This window comes from Ruegeria sp. C10 (genome assembly GCF_056537805.1).
Genome location: NZ_JBQFSC010000004.1, coordinates 211,620 through 226,862, shown reverse-complemented (window position 1 = coordinate 226,862; position 15,243 = coordinate 211,620). Strand labels below are relative to the sequence as shown.

At 56.4% G+C, this 15,243-nt stretch carries 14 protein-coding genes; 6 read left to right on the top strand and 8 right to left on the bottom strand.

Going from position 1 to position 15,243, the window contains the following annotated elements:
• Positions 1 to 5 precede the first annotated feature (5 nt).
• The 3 genes from ACR0DE_RS17445 to ACR0DE_RS17435 all read right to left on the bottom strand — a co-directional run bounded on the left by ACR0DE_RS17445 (position 6) and on the right by ACR0DE_RS17435 (position 3,130).
• Complete coding sequence (locus ACR0DE_RS17445) at positions 6 to 1,412, bottom strand: type II and III secretion system protein family protein (RefSeq protein ID WP_170397343.1); 1,407 nt, start codon at positions 1,410 to 1,412, stop codon at positions 6 to 8.
• Positions 1,413 to 1,608: 196 nt separating this feature from the next.
• Positions 1,609 to 2,490, bottom strand: coding sequence for a Flp pilus assembly protein CpaB (gene cpaB, locus ACR0DE_RS17440; RefSeq protein WP_170424295.1), 882 nt, complete (start codon positions 2,488 to 2,490; stop codon positions 1,609 to 1,611).
• A gap of 445 nt (positions 2,491 to 2,935) precedes the next feature.
• Entirely contained in the window at positions 2,936 to 3,130 is a 195-nt protein-coding gene (locus tag ACR0DE_RS17435) for a hypothetical protein (RefSeq protein ID WP_170397337.1), read from the bottom strand.
• Positions 3,131 to 3,482: 352 nt separating this feature from the next.
• On the opposite strand from ACR0DE_RS17435, the gene ACR0DE_RS17430 reads away from it, so the two are divergent.
• Positions 3,483 to 4,349, top strand: a complete 867-nt coding sequence (locus ACR0DE_RS17430; protein ID WP_480754465.1) for a lytic transglycosylase domain-containing protein — start codon at positions 3,483 to 3,485, stop codon at positions 4,347 to 4,349.
• Between the two features lie 45 nt (positions 4,350 to 4,394).
• On the opposite strand, the gene ACR0DE_RS17425 is transcribed toward ACR0DE_RS17430, so the two are convergent.
• The 5 genes from ACR0DE_RS17425 to tldD all read right to left on the bottom strand — a co-directional run bounded on the left by ACR0DE_RS17425 (position 4,395) and on the right by tldD (position 11,410).
• Positions 4,395 to 5,021, bottom strand: coding sequence for a 3-oxoacid CoA-transferase subunit B (locus ACR0DE_RS17425; RefSeq protein WP_170397333.1), 627 nt, complete (start codon positions 5,019 to 5,021; stop codon positions 4,395 to 4,397).
• On the bottom strand, positions 5,021 to 5,725 hold the full coding sequence (locus ACR0DE_RS17420; protein WP_170404323.1) for a CoA transferase subunit A: 705 nt from the start codon (positions 5,723 to 5,725) through the stop codon (positions 5,021 to 5,023). Before ACR0DE_RS17420 ends, ACR0DE_RS17425 begins: the two co-directional genes overlap by 1 nt.
• A gap of 92 nt (positions 5,726 to 5,817) precedes the next feature.
• Positions 5,818 to 8,442, bottom strand: a complete 2,625-nt coding sequence (gene topA, locus ACR0DE_RS17415; RefSeq protein WP_480754463.1) for a type I DNA topoisomerase — start codon at positions 8,440 to 8,442, stop codon at positions 5,818 to 5,820.
• Positions 8,443 to 8,611: 169 nt separating this feature from the next.
• A complete protein-coding gene (gene dprA / locus ACR0DE_RS17410) occupies positions 8,612 to 9,748 on the bottom strand; it encodes a DNA-processing protein DprA (RefSeq protein WP_170564718.1) in 1,137 nt (378 codons plus the stop codon).
• Between the two features lie 240 nt (positions 9,749 to 9,988).
• The gene (gene tldD, locus ACR0DE_RS17405; protein ID WP_480754460.1) at positions 9,989 to 11,410 is read right to left on the bottom strand and encodes a metalloprotease TldD; all 1,422 of its coding nucleotides are present in this window, start codon (positions 11,408 to 11,410) and stop codon (positions 9,989 to 9,991) included.
• Positions 11,411 to 11,586: 176 nt separating this feature from the next.
• Here tldD and coxB point away from each other — a divergent pair, with 176 nt between their 5' ends.
• The 5 genes from coxB to ACR0DE_RS17380 all read left to right on the top strand — a co-directional run bounded on the left by coxB (position 11,587) and on the right by ACR0DE_RS17380 (position 15,100).
• A complete protein-coding gene (gene coxB / locus ACR0DE_RS17400) occupies positions 11,587 to 12,498 on the top strand; it encodes a cytochrome c oxidase subunit II (RefSeq protein ID WP_170397324.1) in 912 nt (303 codons plus the stop codon).
• A 74-nt stretch (positions 12,499 to 12,572) separates the two neighbouring features.
• A complete protein-coding gene (gene cyoE / locus ACR0DE_RS17395; RefSeq protein ID WP_480754458.1) occupies positions 12,573 to 13,529 on the top strand; it encodes a heme o synthase in 957 nt (318 codons plus the stop codon).
• On the top strand, positions 13,526 to 13,687 hold the full coding sequence (locus tag ACR0DE_RS17390) for a hypothetical protein (RefSeq protein ID WP_170397320.1): 162 nt from the start codon (positions 13,526 to 13,528) through the stop codon (positions 13,685 to 13,687). The genes cyoE and ACR0DE_RS17390 overlap by 4 nt, the downstream gene beginning before the upstream one ends.
• Entirely contained in the window at positions 13,687 to 14,262 is a 576-nt protein-coding gene (locus tag ACR0DE_RS17385; RefSeq protein WP_170397318.1) for a cytochrome c oxidase assembly protein, read from the top strand. Before ACR0DE_RS17390 ends, ACR0DE_RS17385 begins: the two co-directional genes overlap by 1 nt.
• Positions 14,263 to 14,284: 22 nt before the next feature.
• Positions 14,285 to 15,100 (top strand): cytochrome c oxidase subunit 3, encoded by an 816-nt coding sequence (locus ACR0DE_RS17380; RefSeq protein ID WP_170397316.1) that lies wholly within the window; start codon positions 14,285 to 14,287, stop codon positions 15,098 to 15,100.
• Positions 15,101 to 15,243: the final 143 nt, after the last annotated feature.

The window sequence follows — 15,243 nt, the reverse complement described above, 5'->3', positions numbered from 1 at the left end:
CTCTATCAGTCCAGCACGTAGCCGTAAGAGGTGCCAAAATCCTGATTGGCAACTTCAGAGGCTGCACCATTTCCGGCGCGTTCAGTCCGAGAGATCTTGCCGTTTACGAACAGATCGAACTCGCTGGGCGGTTTCACGCGATCGGTCGGCAGGGCAAGCGCCTCGCCACGAGTGGGCGACACCAGATGCGCGGTAATGATGATGATCAATTCACTCTGCTCACGCTGATACTGAGCGCTCCTGAACAACGCGCCCAATACAGGCACATCGCCAAGCCAGGGAACCTGGCTGTTCAGATCCGTGAAATCATCCTGGATTAGGCCTGCAATGGCAAAGCTCTCACCGTCGCGCAACTCGATGGTTGTCCGTGTTTGACGCGTGATGAAGCTGGGAACATTGTCGCCGTTAATCGTGAAGTTCGCACTCTGGTCGATGCTCGATACTGATGCACCCAGTTCCAGGTTGATCAGGTTGCCATCGACGACGCGCGGAACAAACAGGAGCTGTACGCCAAACTGACGATACTCGATCGCAACAACACCGTCGCCTTGGGGTACTGGGATTGGCACCTCACCACCTGCAAGGAACTCCGCCTCTTGGCCAGACAGTGCAGAAAGATTCGGTTCTGCCAAGCTGCGAACCAAACCCTTGGTTTCAAGGGCTTCCAAAAGCAGTCTAACCTGTGTCGACCCCGCGCCGAAACCGAAGAGAATGGCACCGGAATTTGTCTGAACAAACGGGATGTTGTTCGCCAGTGCGTTGTTCAGTGCGCCCTGGTTATTCAAGGAATTGAAGCCCGCAGTGGTGTCGCCACCGCCAAAGCCCAACGATGCCGACAAGTTTTTGGCTACAGAGCGGTTCATTTCCGCAAAGCGCACTTTCAGCATGACCTGCTGCACGCCACCGACATTCATCAGGTTCGATACACGTTCAGGGGCATACCGTTCTGCCAACTCAAGCGCACGCGCCAGTTTGGCACTGCTGGAAACTGTTCCCGACAAGACGATCCCATCATTGGCGGTCCGAACCTCGATTCGCTCACTGGGAAGAATCTGACGCAAGCGTTCTTTGAATTCCGAAACATCAGGGGAAACACGCACACGCACGTTGGTAATCAGATTACCCGCGCCGTCGAACATTGTCAGGGTGGTTGTACCCGGTGCCCGACCGAGAACATAGATAGTGCGGTCCGACAGGGTCGAAATATCCGCTATGCCTGCATTGGCAATGCTGATGTCTGCGAACGGTTGTTCGCTTTCCACCACGATTGCGCGATTTACGGGGACATCCAGCGTTTCCGCTGTACCCTTTTTAACCACGCGAAGATTTTGGGCCCAAGCGGCATCGCCGATTGGGCTCACAACTAGCGACAACCCCAGCAGGGTTGCGCTGATCCAGGAACGTATTGTCATGTGACCTGCCTCTCCGATCACCACTCGATTTTTTTTGGGTCTTATGCCCTATGCTATGAAACCCTGCGACAGAACCAGATTTATTGCAATAATCAATGGTTTCTGGAAAGTTCCTTATGTGGATTATGCGCAACAACACAAAGAAAGAGACCGCGCAAAATGCGCGGTCTTTGTCTCGTAAAGGTCTGAAACTTAGTTAGTTTGTGCAGGGAATTGGGGTCTCTACCGTCTCGCCGCCACGACGGGTGCGGATTGTGCAGACCTTCTCCGGAGCCGCGACGGGGGCCGGGGCCCTCTCTTCAATGCCAAGCAAAGACTGCTGATCGACTTCAACCACCTCTGCCACCTTGTCATCTTGAGCGCCAACCAGTGCCAGCGACATGCGACCCGTGTTCTGAGCCTGTGCCAAAGCGGCGATCTGTTGTGGCGTCGCTGCAACTGTGACCGTGCGAGCAATGGTTGTGCCGGTCACATCCAGACCCGCCGACTGATCAACAGCGACCAATTCGATGTTCGTCAGCACCAAACGAGTAATCTCACCGCGGCCAGAATCGCTGGTGCCACGTAATGAGCCGGTCCAATACACGTCCACCGTATCGCCCGGGCGCAAAAAGCCCGATACGCCAGATGCCACATCAACGCTTATCGCAAATGCGCGCATTCCCTTGGGCAATTGTGACCTGAGGCCAGCAGTCTCGCCTGGATTGGTGACTTTGACTTCCATAATCGCTTCGTCTTTCTCCATCGCGCGGAGAACGAATCGTTCATTGTTTTTGATTTCCGGGAATAGGGTTGTCATGTCCACGAAGGCACCCTCGGGAATCGCATCCTCTGGCCACTGAACGACGCGGATATCTTCCTGGTTCAAACGTTCGCCGTATTTGAAGGAGCGATTCGAAACCAAAACGCCTACGGTCGGGACGATGCCCGCCTGCGCATTGGCAAGCGCCTCTTCGCGCAACTTGCGTTCCTGTGCAAGTTTGGCCTGATTGTCCGTGATGTATTCGCGTGCCATATAGACAGCACCACCGGCCAACGCGACCCCGATGATAAGAACAAGTCCAAAAACAGCTCGCATTTGTCCCTCTTTATTTTCCGTAGACCGCGACTCTTGAAGTCACATCGATTCAGGATCCAAGATATTTTTCAATTGTGTCGAAAAAGCGGACAATCCCGGTAATTTTTGGCAGAAAATACGCTTATTCGCAGGGTTGCCGTCTCGCTAGTAAATGGGAACGGGCCCGCGCTACTCAAAGACCATCTCTTCTACTTCTACATTTGCGATCGGCTGTCCCGCTGTTAGAAGTCCTTGGCTCAGGATGAAGTAGATTATTGCGGCGAGACCTGCGATTGCAGCAGTTAAAACCACCCAGTCTACGGTTATCGCGCCGGTCTCATCGGTTCGGAAACTATGTACTCTTTTTAACATTGGACTATACCGGGTGGCTTTCTTCTGAAAACAAAGGGGCCACGCCTTTGAGTAAAGACATGGCCCCAAGTTGTTATGCTAGACCGATAACAGATTATTCGGTATCCGGAACTGTCACAGTTACCGAACCCAGAGCGTCATCGATGTTGCCTGCCAGGCTGCTGGCACCATTGTGGATCTGGTTGTAAGCAACGGCTGCCAGGCCAACAACAGCTGCGGTCAGAACGACCCAGTCTACAGTTACGGCGCCGTCTTCGTCTTTGCGGAAGTTCTTGATGAACTTGATCATGTTATGTCCCTCCTAAAGGATCAAAAATTAATTAACCTCGGCGTCTTTCAGAGCTTTCTCTCTCAGTCCGCTCCCGATCGTCTCGGTATGGATATATGTTTGACCCCTGTGCGTGGCAGGAATTGGGCCAAACCAATATTTTTTTGCTCAAAGCTTAATTTTTTGTTGGTGAATTTAGTAACTAATTGAAAATAAATAGAAAAAATTACACCTTTTTTGTACTTCCGTTGTGTGGGCGATGCAAAATGGCGGCAATTGAGGCGAAATTGCCCCAATTCGCTTGGTTTTTCTGGTGTTGCGGGCCGTTATGATGTTCAAAATGCTTCAAAAGATAAGAAATCGAGGCAGGCAAATGTATTTCCGGGACGCAGTAATATGCGCCGGTGCAGCGGTGTTTCTGATGGCGGGTGCAATTCCTGTCACTGCAACCGAAACCGAGCCGCGCGGCGTCTATAAGCGCATAAAGGCCCCAAAGCCGGGGACACGTCCGCGCGTGACGATTCAGATCACGCCAGAACAACATGCAGCATCACCATCAGCCCCCAGCACTGGCGCCAAGCTGGAAGTGCCTGAGATTGCCGCTATCGCAAAGCCGCCCCCATCGGTTCCTCAGAAGATCGCGGGGGCGACCAAGCCAGTTGGCTCTTATAGAGCATTCTGGAGCCGGGTATCCCCCGATCTAGCGCAGGCCAGCGCAGGTAGGCTGAGTGAGGCCGTTCAAGCGCTTACTGCCACGGGTGTCGCGGCGCCGCGTCTGCAGACCTTGCAAGACATCGCAGAAAAGCGAGGGGTGGATATTCTACGTTCGACCGTAGGGACCAATGTCTCACCCGCACTTGTCCTGGCCGTTATCTCGGTAGAATCTGCGGGCCGCACACAGGCTGTCAGTTCTGCCGGGGCGCAGGGCTTGATGCAATTGATGCCAGCTACCGCCGAACGTTTTGGGGTAGAGGACAGCCTGAAACCTGAACAGAATATCGAAGGTGGGGTGAAATACCTGCATTGGCTTATGAACGAGTTCGACAATGACCCGATTCTCGTATTGGCAGGTTACAATGCCGGCGAAGGGGCCGTGCGCAAGCATAGTGGTGTGCCACCTTATGCCGAGACCAGAGACTACGTGCCCAAGGTTCTGGCCGCGTTTCAGGTCGCGAGTGCTCTTTGTACAACAACACCGCAGTTCGTTTCGGACCCCTGCATTTTTCAGACTTCGAACTAAAAAAGGCCCGCGTCGCAGCGGGCCTTATGTTTCATTGGCCTGAGGTCAATCTACGATTGTTGCCTGAGTCGCTCCTCGCATCTCGTCCTCGCTGACGCCATCGGCCAGTTCGACGATCTTCAGGCCGCCTTCGACGACATCCAGAACACCCAGATTGGTGATGATGCGATCCACAACGCCCTGGCCAGTCAGAGGCAGCGTGCATTCCTTCAGCACTTTTGAATCACCATGCTTGTTGGTGTGATCCATCACTACAATCACGCGACCAACGCCAGCGACCAGATCCATCGCACCGCCCATACCTTTGACCAGCTTGCCGGGGATCATCCAGTTGGCCAAGTCTCCTTTCTCGTCCACTTCCATCGCACCCAAAATCGCAGCAGCGATCTTACCTCCTCGGATCATGGCGAACGAGGTCGCGCTATCGAAGTAAGAGGTGCGGGACAGTTCGGTAATCGTTTGCTTGCCCGCGTTGATCAGGTCAGCGTCTTCCTCGCCCTCAAACGGGAAAGGCCCCATGCCCAACATACCGTTTTCGGACTGTAGGGTGATGTCCTTGTCCCCTACATAGTTCGCCACCAGCGTCGGAATACCGATGCCGAGGTTCACATACATGCCGTCTTCCAGCTCTTCTGCCGCACGTGCGGCCATCTGATTGCGATCCCAGGGCATTATGCGTCCTCCTTCTTGCGGGTGGTGCGCTGTTCGATGCGCTTTTCGTGGCTGCCTTGGATAATGCGATGCACATAGATGCCGGGCAGGTGGATGCCATCCGGGTCCAGCGAGCCGCGCGGGACGATTTCTTCAACCTCAGCCACACAAATCTTGCCGCAAGTCGCTGCGGGCACGTTAAAGTTGCGGGCGGTCTTGCGGAACACGAGGTTCCCGGTGTCATCGGCTTTCCACGCCTTTACGATCGCGAGGTCGGCGAAGATGCCTTCCTCCATGATATAGGTCTCGCCGTTGAAGTCCTTGTGCTCTTTGCCTTCCGCGATCACCGTTCCTACGCCCGTCTTGGTATAAAACCCGGGGATGCCAGCGCCACCGGCCCGCATCCGCTCGGCTAGTGTGCCTTGTGGATTGAATTCCAGCTCCAGTTCTCCACTGAGATACTGGCGCATGAATTCGGCGTTTTCCCCAACGTAAGAGCTGATCATCTTTTTGACCTGCTTGGTTTGCAGCAGGATGCCGATGCCAAAATCATCCACACCTGCGTTGTTTGAGGCAAACGTCAGGTCCTTCGCGCCTGAGGCCTTGATCGCTTCAAGCAGCATTTCCGGGATACCGCACAGCCCAAAGCCGCCCGCGGCGATCAGCATGCCGTCCGATATCACCCCATCGAGCGCCTCATCGGCATTGTCATAGATTTTCTTCATGGAAAACTCCCCCAATGACATGGTGTTGGGCCGATTTGTGCCGCCACGTCACGGGGAAGTCAACGAATCCAAGGGTCAGGTGGTATTTCTACCTAACTTGCTTTCTTGGTGGTCTTCTTGGCAGCAGCTTTCTTCTTGGGGGCTGCCTTTTTCTTTGTGCCTTTCTTGGCCGCGCGTTCATTGACCAGTTCGATGGCCATTTCCTGGGTCACATCCTCGGGTTTGATGTCTTTGGGGATCGTCGCGTTGACCTTTTCCCATTTCACATACGGTCCATAGCGCCCGTCCAGTACCTGCATCGCGCCGCCATCGGGATGGTCGCCCAGCTCTTTCAGCGGCTTCGCGGCCGCCCGACGTCCGCGACCTGGATTGGCGCGTTTTTCGGCCAACAGTTCGACGGCGCGGTTCATGCCGATCTCAAACACATCGTTCGGGTCTTTGAGGTTGGCGTAGACAGGCTTTGCCTCGTCGGCCAACTGATGCATTAGATAAGGTCCAAAGCGACCAAAGTTCGAACTGATCATGCCACCTTCGGGGTGCTCGCCGATCTGACGGGGCAAGGACAGAAGAGTCAGCGCTTTCTCCAGATCCATGTCGTCTTTGCTCCAGCCACGGGGCAGGGACGCACGAGGAGGCTTCTTGTTCTCAGGCGTGGGCTCTCCACGCTGGACATATGGCCCAAATCGACCGGATTTCAGCCAGATCTCATCGCCCCCATCTTCGCCCAGCAAACGCTCGTCACCTTCCGCGCCCTCACCAGCGATCGGACGGGTATAAGTGCACTCAGGATAGTTGCCACAACCGACAAACCCGCCGGTGCGCGAAGTTTTCAGATGTAACTGGCCAACACCGCATTTCGGGCAAATGCGCGGGTCCGAGCCATCTTCACGCGGCGGATACAGCTGCGGTGCCAGCGCTTCGTCCAGCTTGTCCAGCACTTCCGAGATACGCAGCTCCGATGTCTCACCAATCGCGGCAGAGAAATCGCGCCAGAACTTGCCCAGCAGATCCTTGTAGTCGCGTTCACCTGCGCTGACGTCGTCAAGCTCTTCTTCCAGATTGGCGGTGAACTCGTAGCCCACATACTGGCGAAAGAAATTCAGCAGGAAGATGGTGACGATCCGGCCCTTTTCTTCGGGGATCAGCCGATTCTTGTCTTTACGTACATATTCACGATCCTGAATCGTGGTGACAATCGAGGCATAGGTCGACGGACGCCCGATCCCCAGCTCTTCCATCCGTTTGACCAGCGTCGCCTCTGTATAGCGCGGGGGCGGTTGGGTGTGATGCTGCAGCGCCAGAACGGATTCGTTCTCGGCCAGAATGGCGGCCTTTTCCGAGTCGGCGGTGGCCTTGGCAAACTGATCACGCAGCGAGGTCTTGGCAAAACGTGCGGGATCGCCCTGCATGATCTGTGGCAAACGCTTGTCGTCATCGTCGACCACGTCATCGCGGCCTTCTTCGTAAACGCGCATGAAGCCATCGAACAGCACCACCTGACCGGTGGCGCGCAGGCCAACCTGACCGTCCGTGCTGGTAATCTCGACAGTCGTGCGTTCAAGCCGTGCGGCAGCCATCTGACAGGCAATGGTGCGTTTCCAGATCAGATCATAAAGCTTGCGCTGATCCTCATCGGTCACCTTCAGCGCCTTGGCATCGCGCGACATATCTGTCGGGCGAATACACTCGTGTGCTTCCTGAGCGTTCTTGGCCTTGTTTTTGTACATGCGCGGGCTGTCTGGCACGTATTCCGCACCATAACGGTCGGCGATTGCATCGCGCGCTGCCGCCACGGCCTCGGGGGCCATGTCGATACCGTCGGTTCGCATGTAGGTAATGTATCCGGCCTCATACAGCCGCTGGGCCACCTGCATCGCATGGCGTGCACCCATGCCGAACTTGCGGCTGGCTTCTTGCTGCAAGGTCGACGTCATGAACGGGGCAGAGGGGTTGCGCGCGGCAGGCTTGGCCTCGACCGATGTCACGCTCAGATCACGGCTGGTGATCGCCTGAACCGCCAGCTCAGCCTGCGTTGCGTTGGCCAGATCGTGCTTGTCCAGTTTCTTGCCTGCCAGCGTGACTAGACGCGCCTCGTAGGTTTGTCCCCTAGGCGTCTCGAACACAGCCTTGACCGACCAGTATTCGACCGGCTTGAAGGCTTCGATCTCCATCTCGCGTTCGACGATGAGGCGCAGGCAGACCGATTGCACGCGCCCCGCTGAACGGGCACCTGGCAACTTGCGCCACAGAACGGGCGACAGGTTGAACCCTACCAGATAGTCCAGCGCGCGGCGGGCCAGATAGGCCTCGACCAGCGGCATATCGACCTCACGCGGGTTCTGCATCGCCTCGGTCACGGCGTCCTTGGTGATCGCGTTGAACGTCACGCGGCTGACTGGCGTGTCCTTCTTGATCGAACGCCGCTTGGTCAGCGCTTCTTGCAGGTGCCAGCTGATTGCCTCGCCTTCGCGATCAGGGTCAGTCGCGAGGATCAGTGCGTTGTCTTCTTTCAGAGCGTCGGCGATCGCCTTGACATGCTTACGGCTGTCATTGCCGACCTCCCATTTCATTGAAAATTCATGCTCGGGATCGACCGACCCATCCTTCGGCGGCAGGTCCCGCACATGGCCATATGAGGCCAAAACGGTGTAGTCGGGGCCAAGATATTTATTGATCGTTTTTGCTTTGGCCGGAGATTCTACAACAACTACGGGCATTTAAGAGGAATCCTCGCTCGACGGATTTTGCGCTTTGTATGACCGTGCAAAATGTGTGGGGCAAGATCGAATTGTCAATGCGTTCGTTTTCACTACTAAAAATACTCTGAATTCAAGCCGGTTCTGGCCGCACCGCTCGCGGAATCCGGTGTCGAATCCGTTCGATAGCTTAGGCGCAAAGTGATAGCAGGCCGCCTGGTTGCCGCTGAATCTTGCCCTCAAGCTCCAGATCGACCAACACAGGGCCGACTTCGCCCGCAGATGCAGCGATGTCCCGGATCAACTGGTCTTCCGCGATCGGAGATGGGCCAAGTCGAGTCAGAATCGCCTCGTGCAAGGCTTGGGGCGTGATTTCGGCTGAGTCTGCCTCGGGTCCAAGGGGTAGGATTTGTTGGGCAGAAGATTGTAGCTGTTGCTTGGGCAAAGCATCAATCACGTCTTCTGCATTGCGGACGAGTGTCGCCCCGTCTCGGATCAGCAGATTGCATCCTGCCGCGCGGGCGTCAAAGGGATGGCCGGGCACGGCCAGAACCTCGCGCCCTTGGTCCAGGGCGTCCCGCGCGGTGATCAAGCTGCCGGATTTCGCCGCGGCCTCGACAACGACCACTGCCTGCGCCAGACCCGAGATAATGCGATTGCGGCGTGGAAAATGTCGTGCCTGAGGCGTTGTGCCCATCGGTTGTTCAGACAGGCGAAGTCCAGTGTCTGCGATATCTCGCGCCAGATCGGCATTTTCGGCCGGATAGATCACATCAACCCCACCTGCCAACACTGCCACAGTACCGGTCGCCAATGCGGCGAAGTGCGCCGAGGTGTCAATGCCGCGGGCAAGCCCCGAGACCACGACATAGTCTTGCTTACCCAGATCCGTCGCCAACGCCCGCGCCATGCGCGCGCCCAGCGAAGAACAGTTCCGTGCCCCGACCATGGCAATTGCCCGGCGTTTCAAGATCGACGGATCGCCGATTGCCCAAAGCATCGGGGGCGCATCCGAAAGGTCACATAACGCGTAAGGGTAATCGGCGGCCCCAAGGCACAAAAGCCGCGCTTTGGCGACCTTTGCGGCCTTGAGCTCCGCCTCAATTACGCCGGGCGGGCAGATTTCATAATCCTCGATCCCGGCAGCGCGCGCCATTTCCGGCAACGCGGCCAGCGCGTTCTGCGCCGAGCCATGTTCGCGCAATAAGCGCCGGAATGTTGCCGGCCCTACTTTGCGTGAGCGCAACAGACGGAGCCAGGAAAACCGGTCCTCTTCCGTGGTGGGTGGGAGTGGGGGGTGATTGGAAGAAAGCTGCTCTTCGGTCATCCGATGCTCCGCCTGATTGCAAAACTGGTTTACGGTGCAGCGGGTTAACAGCCTGTGAATCTTAGAAAATTAGATCAGTATTTTTCGAACCCATCCCTCGGAGAGATGATTATGTCATTGAAAGAAAGAAAGAAAATTCGTGCGAATTATCTTGGCTCACATATCCATGGATGAGTTTTTGATTTGACGCGAAGGGTAGTGTGTTAACCCTTCGCGCCTCGATTCTCATTTTGGGCCGACTCAGGTGGCAGAGCCGCCCACAGTCAGCCCATCCATCAAAACGGTAGGTTGGCCGACACCGACCGGCACCCATTGCCCATCCTTGCCACATGTGCCCATGCCGGGATCCAGCGCCATGTCATTGCCCAGTCCCCGAATGCGTTTTAGCGCCGAGGGGCCGTCGCCAATCAGCGTCGCGCCTTTGACCGGAGCGCCGATCTTCCCGTTCTCGACACGATATGCCTCGGTGCAGGAGAACACGAACTTGCCGTTGGTGATGTCGACCTGGCCTCCGCCGAAGCCCACAGCCCAGATGCCGTTTTTGATATCTGCCACCAACGAGGCCGGATCGGCATCGCCACCCAACATGATCGTGTTGGTCATGCGCGGCATCGGTTTATGGGCATAGCTTTGACGCCGGCCGTTCCCGGTTGGAGCAACGCCCATCAGGCGTGCGTTCTGGCGGTCCTGCATATATCCGGTGAGGATTCCATCCTCGATCAGAACTGTACGCGAACTGGGTGTACCCTCGTCATCCACTGATATCGAACCGCGTCGGTCTGCAATCGTCCCATCATCCACGACTGTTACACCTTTCGAAGCGATCTGCTGCCCCATCAGCCCGGCAAAAGCGGAACTGCCCTTGCGGTTGAAATCACCTTCAAGCCCGTGGCCGATGGCCTCGTGCAACAGAATACCGGGCCATCCGGGGCCCAACGCGACTTCCATCACGCCGGCAGGTGCAGGGACGGCATCCAGATTGACCATCGCGATCCGCAGAGCCTCACGCGCCTTATCTTGCCAGTCTGAGGGATCGATCAAGCCATCCAGCCCAACACGTCCGCCACCTCCGGCAGAGCCGCTTTCGCGCCTGCCGTTCTGTTCTACGATAACCGAGATGTTCAGGCGGGTCATCGGGCGTATATCGCGCACCTGCACACCATCGGGGCGAAGAATCTCGACCTCCTGCACTGCAGCGGCAATCGTGGCGCTGACTTGCATAACCCGGGAATCCAGATCACGGGTAAAAGCGTCTATCTCGCGCAGTGTCTCGATTTTGACCGGGAAGGCGGCGGATTCGATCGGGTCTTCATCGGTATATAACCTGGTATTGGTGGCACGTGGTGGCCCGGCCAGCGTCCCACCACCATCGCCGACCGCCAACCGCGCGGTTTCGGCTGCACGCTTCAGAGAGGGAATCGAAACATCCGTTGAATGCGCGTATCCAGCCACTTCACCCTGCACCGCGCGAAGACCGAATCCCTCGGAAGCGTCGTAAGAGGCCGTGCGTAATCGACCGTCATCAAACACCAAAGATTCGGATTTGCGCCGTTCTACGAACAGTTCCCCATCCTCGGCGCCATCAGTTGCAGCCTTCAGTACAGCAAGCGCTTCATCCTTCGGAAGAACGCTTTCAAACGGGCGAAACGGGGCCTGAGTCATCAGTTGTGACCTTTCGGGTTTGATCCAGATCAAAAATAGCGTCTGTTTGACGCAAGCATTTTGCTTTATCTACCCGACGGAATATGGTTTTTAACGCGGCCAAAGACAACGGGAGAGGTGCGACCGATTCACACCTTTTCGCGAGAGACGCAAAGATCAAACGATCAGGACAGAAAATGAAGAATGCTTTGATGCTTTCCGGGCTTGCTACGGCCCTCTCCAGCCTTCCCGCCATGGCTCAGGAGCTTGAGATTATTGGCAAGCCGGTTGACGGCGGCATGGGGTTCCAGCCTGCTGCCACCAGCCTTGCCGAAGGGATTCAGTCGCTGGACAACATGATTCTGGTGATCATCACCGCGATCTGTGTGTTTGTTGCGGGTCTGCTGGTTTACTGCATCGTACGCTACAACCAGCGCGTAAACCCGAACCCGGCTCGGTTCTCGCATTACACTCCGGTTGAGATTGCCTGGACTTTGGGCCCGATCCTGATTCTGGTCTTCATCGGGGCTTTCTCGCTGCCGGTTCTTTTCAAGCAACAAGAGATTCCCGAAGGCGACATCACCATCAAAGTCGTGGGGAACCAGTGGTACTGGACCTACGAATATGTCGATCATGACTTTGCCTTCGATAGCTATCTCCTGGGCCACCCGGCCACCCTCGACGAGGGCGCGCGCCCGGCGGATGCCGACGTAACACCGTTTGTTCTGGACGATGCGATGCGGGCGAAGCTGGCCGATGCAGGCTATGGCGAAGACGAATGGCTGCTCGCCACCGACACCGCGGTCGTTGTTCCGGTCGGCAAGATTGTCGTGATGCAGGTTACTGCATCGGACGTGATCCATTCCTGGACCATTCCTTCGTTCGGCGTGAAGCAGGACGGCGTTCCTGGTCGTCTGGCCGAACTGTGGTTCGAAGCAGACAAGGAAGGCGTCTATTTCGGACAGTGTTCTGAGCTGTGCGGTAAAGACCATGCCTATATGCCAATCACTGTCAAAGTGGTCAGCGAAGAGGCATATGAACAGTGGCTGCAAGGTGCGCTTGAAGAATATGCAGGTCAGCCTGCTTCCTACCAAGTGGCCTCGAACTAAGCCCTTTGCGGCCTAGGTAAACACATGCGGGCTGCGCGGAAATCGCGCAGCTTTTGCCCCGAAAAGGACCGGATATGAGCGACGCAAGCTTCAATGCCAGCACCGTCTCTGCGCAGACCCGCGCGGACGAGGCCAGCTTTGGCGATTATTTCGCCCTGCTGAAGCCGCGCGTGATGTCGCTGGTCGTATTCACGGCTTTGGTCGGACTGCTTGCGGCTCCGGTTCCGATACATCCGTTTGTTGGCTTCTGCGCCATCCTGTTCATTGCTATTGGTGGTGGTGCATCCGGCGCGCTGAACATGTGGTGGGACGCGGATATCGACCGCGTGATGAAGCGCACCAAAGGCCGTCCAATCCCCTCTGGCAAAGTCGAAGAAGGCGAGGCATTGGCGCTGGGTCTGGCTCTGTCTGGCCTGTCCGTGATTATGCTGGGTTTGGCAACCAACTGGTTTGCAGGGGCGTTTCTGGCCTTCACAATTTTCTTCTATGTCGTCGTCTACACGATGTGGCTGAAACGCTCGACTCCGCAGAACATCGTCATTGGTGGTGCCGCGGGGGCGTTCCCGCCGGTCATCGGATGGGTCGCGGCCACTGGCTCGATGACTCTCGAACCGTGGTTAATGTTCGCCCTGACATTCATGTGGACACCTCCGCATTTCTGGGCGTTGGCCTTGTTCATGCGCTCGGACTATGACGATGCCGGGGTGCCGATGTTGACCGTCACGCACGGCCGCCGTGCAACGCGCTGGCACATTCTGGTCTATACCGCGTTGCTGGCGTTGCTGGCGGTGGGGACTGCGTTCTCGGATATCGGAGGCCCGATTTATCTGGTCGTTGCGCTGGTTCTGAATGGCTTGTTTCTGCGGGGGGGCTGGCAGATTTCTCGTCGAAACGAAGACGATTCGGAGGCCGACAACTTCAAGGTCGAACGCAGTTTCTTCAAACTGTCGCTGCTGTACCTGTTTCTGCATTTCGGCGCGATTCTCGTCGAGGCCCTGTTGAAACCTTACGGATTAGGAGGCTGGTCATGAGCCTGCGCAAAACTCACGAACTTCACCAAAGACGGTTCAGCCGCAATCTGGGCGTCGGCCTGACACTGGCCGCGTTCATCGTGATCATCTTCGGCCTGACAGTCGTCAAGGTCTCGAACACAGATTTTAGTCTGGCGACGCAGCAGGTGCAGAACTGATGAAGTTGACGGGGCCACAGAAAACGGTCGCGCAACTGGTCGGCGTCGTCGTCCTTATGGGCGGTTTGGCATGGGCAGCGGTGCCGTTTTATAATTGGTTCTGCCGGGTCACGGGGTATGGAGGGACCACGGGGGTTGCCGAGAAAGCCCCTGATGACATTCTCGACCAAGTGGTGACGGTCCGATTTGATGCCTCCAAGGCCAAGGGTATGCCGTGGGAATTCAAGCCGGTCGAACGCGAGATGAAAATACGTATCGGTGAGACAGGTCTGGCGTTCTACGAAGCGTACAACCCAACCGACAAGCCCGTCGCAGGGCAGGCGTCCTACAACGTGGCGCCCTATTCCGCCGGGGGGTATTTTCAGAAAATCGCCTGTTTCTGCTTCGATGAACAGGTTTTGGAGCCGGGTGAGCGAGTCGAGATGCCCGTTACGTTCTTCGTCGATCCCGAACTGATCGAAGATCCCGAAGCAAAATATGTGCATACGATCACGCTGTCGTATACATTCTATGAGATTGATCTGCCCGAGGGCTATGCCGCCCTTGACGTGCAGGCTGAGACAAACAAGAACTAACGCCTGTAGGTGAGGGACGCTGATGGCACACGCAAAAGACCATGATTACCACATTCTGAACCCGTCAATCTGGCCACTGATCGGCGCGGTAAGCGGATTTGTGATGCTGTTCGGGGCCGTTCTTTGGATGCACGGGATCACCCCGTGGATCTTCTGGATGGGGCTGGTCGGGGTTCTTTATACCATGTTTGCATGGTGGTCCGAAGTCGTGGTTGAAAGCCGTCAGGGCGATCATACGCCGGTCGTGCGTATCGGCCTGCGCTATGGCTTTATCCTGTTCGTGATGTCCGAGGTGATGTTCTTCTTCGCCTGGTTCTGGTCGTTCTTCAAACATCGCATGTATCCGATGTACGACTATGCCGGTACTGAATACATCCAGCCGGATATCCACGCAGTTGATCCGTTCCACCTGCCGCTGATCAACACTTTGGTCCTGTTGCTGTCGGGTTGTGCGATTACTTGGGCCCACCACGCGCTTGTTCATGACAATGACCGCAAGGCGCTGATCAATGGTCTGGCCATTGGTATCGTTCTGGGCATCGCCTTTACTGCGCTTCAGGCGTTTGAATACTATGAGTTACTGGCCCATGAGGGTTGGGAGTTCGGTGGCGATCAGTTCTATTCGAACTTCTTCATGGCAACCGGTTTCCACGGCGCGCATGTGATTATCGGCACCATCTTCCTGTCGGTCTGTCTGATCCGCGCCCTGAAGGGGGACTTTACGCCCGAGAAACACGTCGGTTTCGAGGCTGCCGCATGGTATTGGCACTTCGTTGACGTCGTCTGGCTGTTCCTGTTTTTCGCCGTCTACATCTGGGGTCAGGCCCCGCTGATGTAACGCCACGCAGGTGATCCAATTGCAAAAGCCGCCCTACGGGGCGGCTTTTTCTCAATCAGGGGCGCAAGATTGCGCCCCATACAATTACATGGTTGCACTTCGGTTCGCGTGCCCCTTAACAAGGCGCCGGTTCCCGCAACAAG

Bases quoted from the DNA above. Each gene is read 5' to 3' on its own strand.
- cyoE (WP_480754458.1), top strand. From the start codon at position 12,573: ATGAGCGACGCAAGCTTCAATGCCAGCACCGTCTCTGCGCAGACCCGC.
- coxB (WP_170397324.1), top strand. From the start codon at position 11,587: ATGAAGAATGCTTTGATGCTTTCCGGGCTTGCTACGGCCCTCTCCAGC.
- ACR0DE_RS17445 (WP_170397343.1), bottom strand. From the start codon at position 1,412: ATGACAATACGTTCCTGGATCAGCGCAACCCTGCTGGGGTTGTCGCTA.
- ACR0DE_RS17430 (WP_480754465.1), top strand. From the start codon at position 3,483: ATGTATTTCCGGGACGCAGTAATATGCGCCGGTGCAGCGGTGTTTCTG.
- tldD (WP_480754460.1), bottom strand. From the start codon at position 11,410: ATGACTCAGGCCCCGTTTCGCCCGTTTGAAAGCGTTCTTCCGAAGGAT.
- ACR0DE_RS17380 (WP_170397316.1), top strand. From the start codon at position 14,285: ATGGCACACGCAAAAGACCATGATTACCACATTCTGAACCCGTCAATC.
- ACR0DE_RS17420 (WP_170404323.1), bottom strand. From the start codon at position 5,725: ATGAAGAAAATCTATGACAATGCCGATGAGGCGCTCGATGGGGTGATA.
- ACR0DE_RS17435 (WP_170397337.1), bottom strand. From the start codon at position 3,130: ATGATCAAGTTCATCAAGAACTTCCGCAAAGACGAAGACGGCGCCGTA.
- ACR0DE_RS17390 (WP_170397320.1), top strand. From the start codon at position 13,526: ATGAGCCTGCGCAAAACTCACGAACTTCACCAAAGACGGTTCAGCCGC.
- dprA (WP_170564718.1), bottom strand. From the start codon at position 9,748: ATGACCGAAGAGCAGCTTTCTTCCAATCACCCCCCACTCCCACCCACC.
- ACR0DE_RS17425 (WP_170397333.1), bottom strand. From the start codon at position 5,021: ATGCCCTGGGATCGCAATCAGATGGCCGCACGTGCGGCAGAAGAGCTG.
- ACR0DE_RS17385 (WP_170397318.1), top strand. From the start codon at position 13,687: ATGAAGTTGACGGGGCCACAGAAAACGGTCGCGCAACTGGTCGGCGTC.
- topA (WP_480754463.1), bottom strand. From the start codon at position 8,442: ATGCCCGTAGTTGTTGTAGAATCTCCGGCCAAAGCAAAAACGATCAAT.
- cpaB (WP_170424295.1), bottom strand. From the start codon at position 2,490: ATGCGAGCTGTTTTTGGACTTGTTCTTATCATCGGGGTCGCGTTGGCC.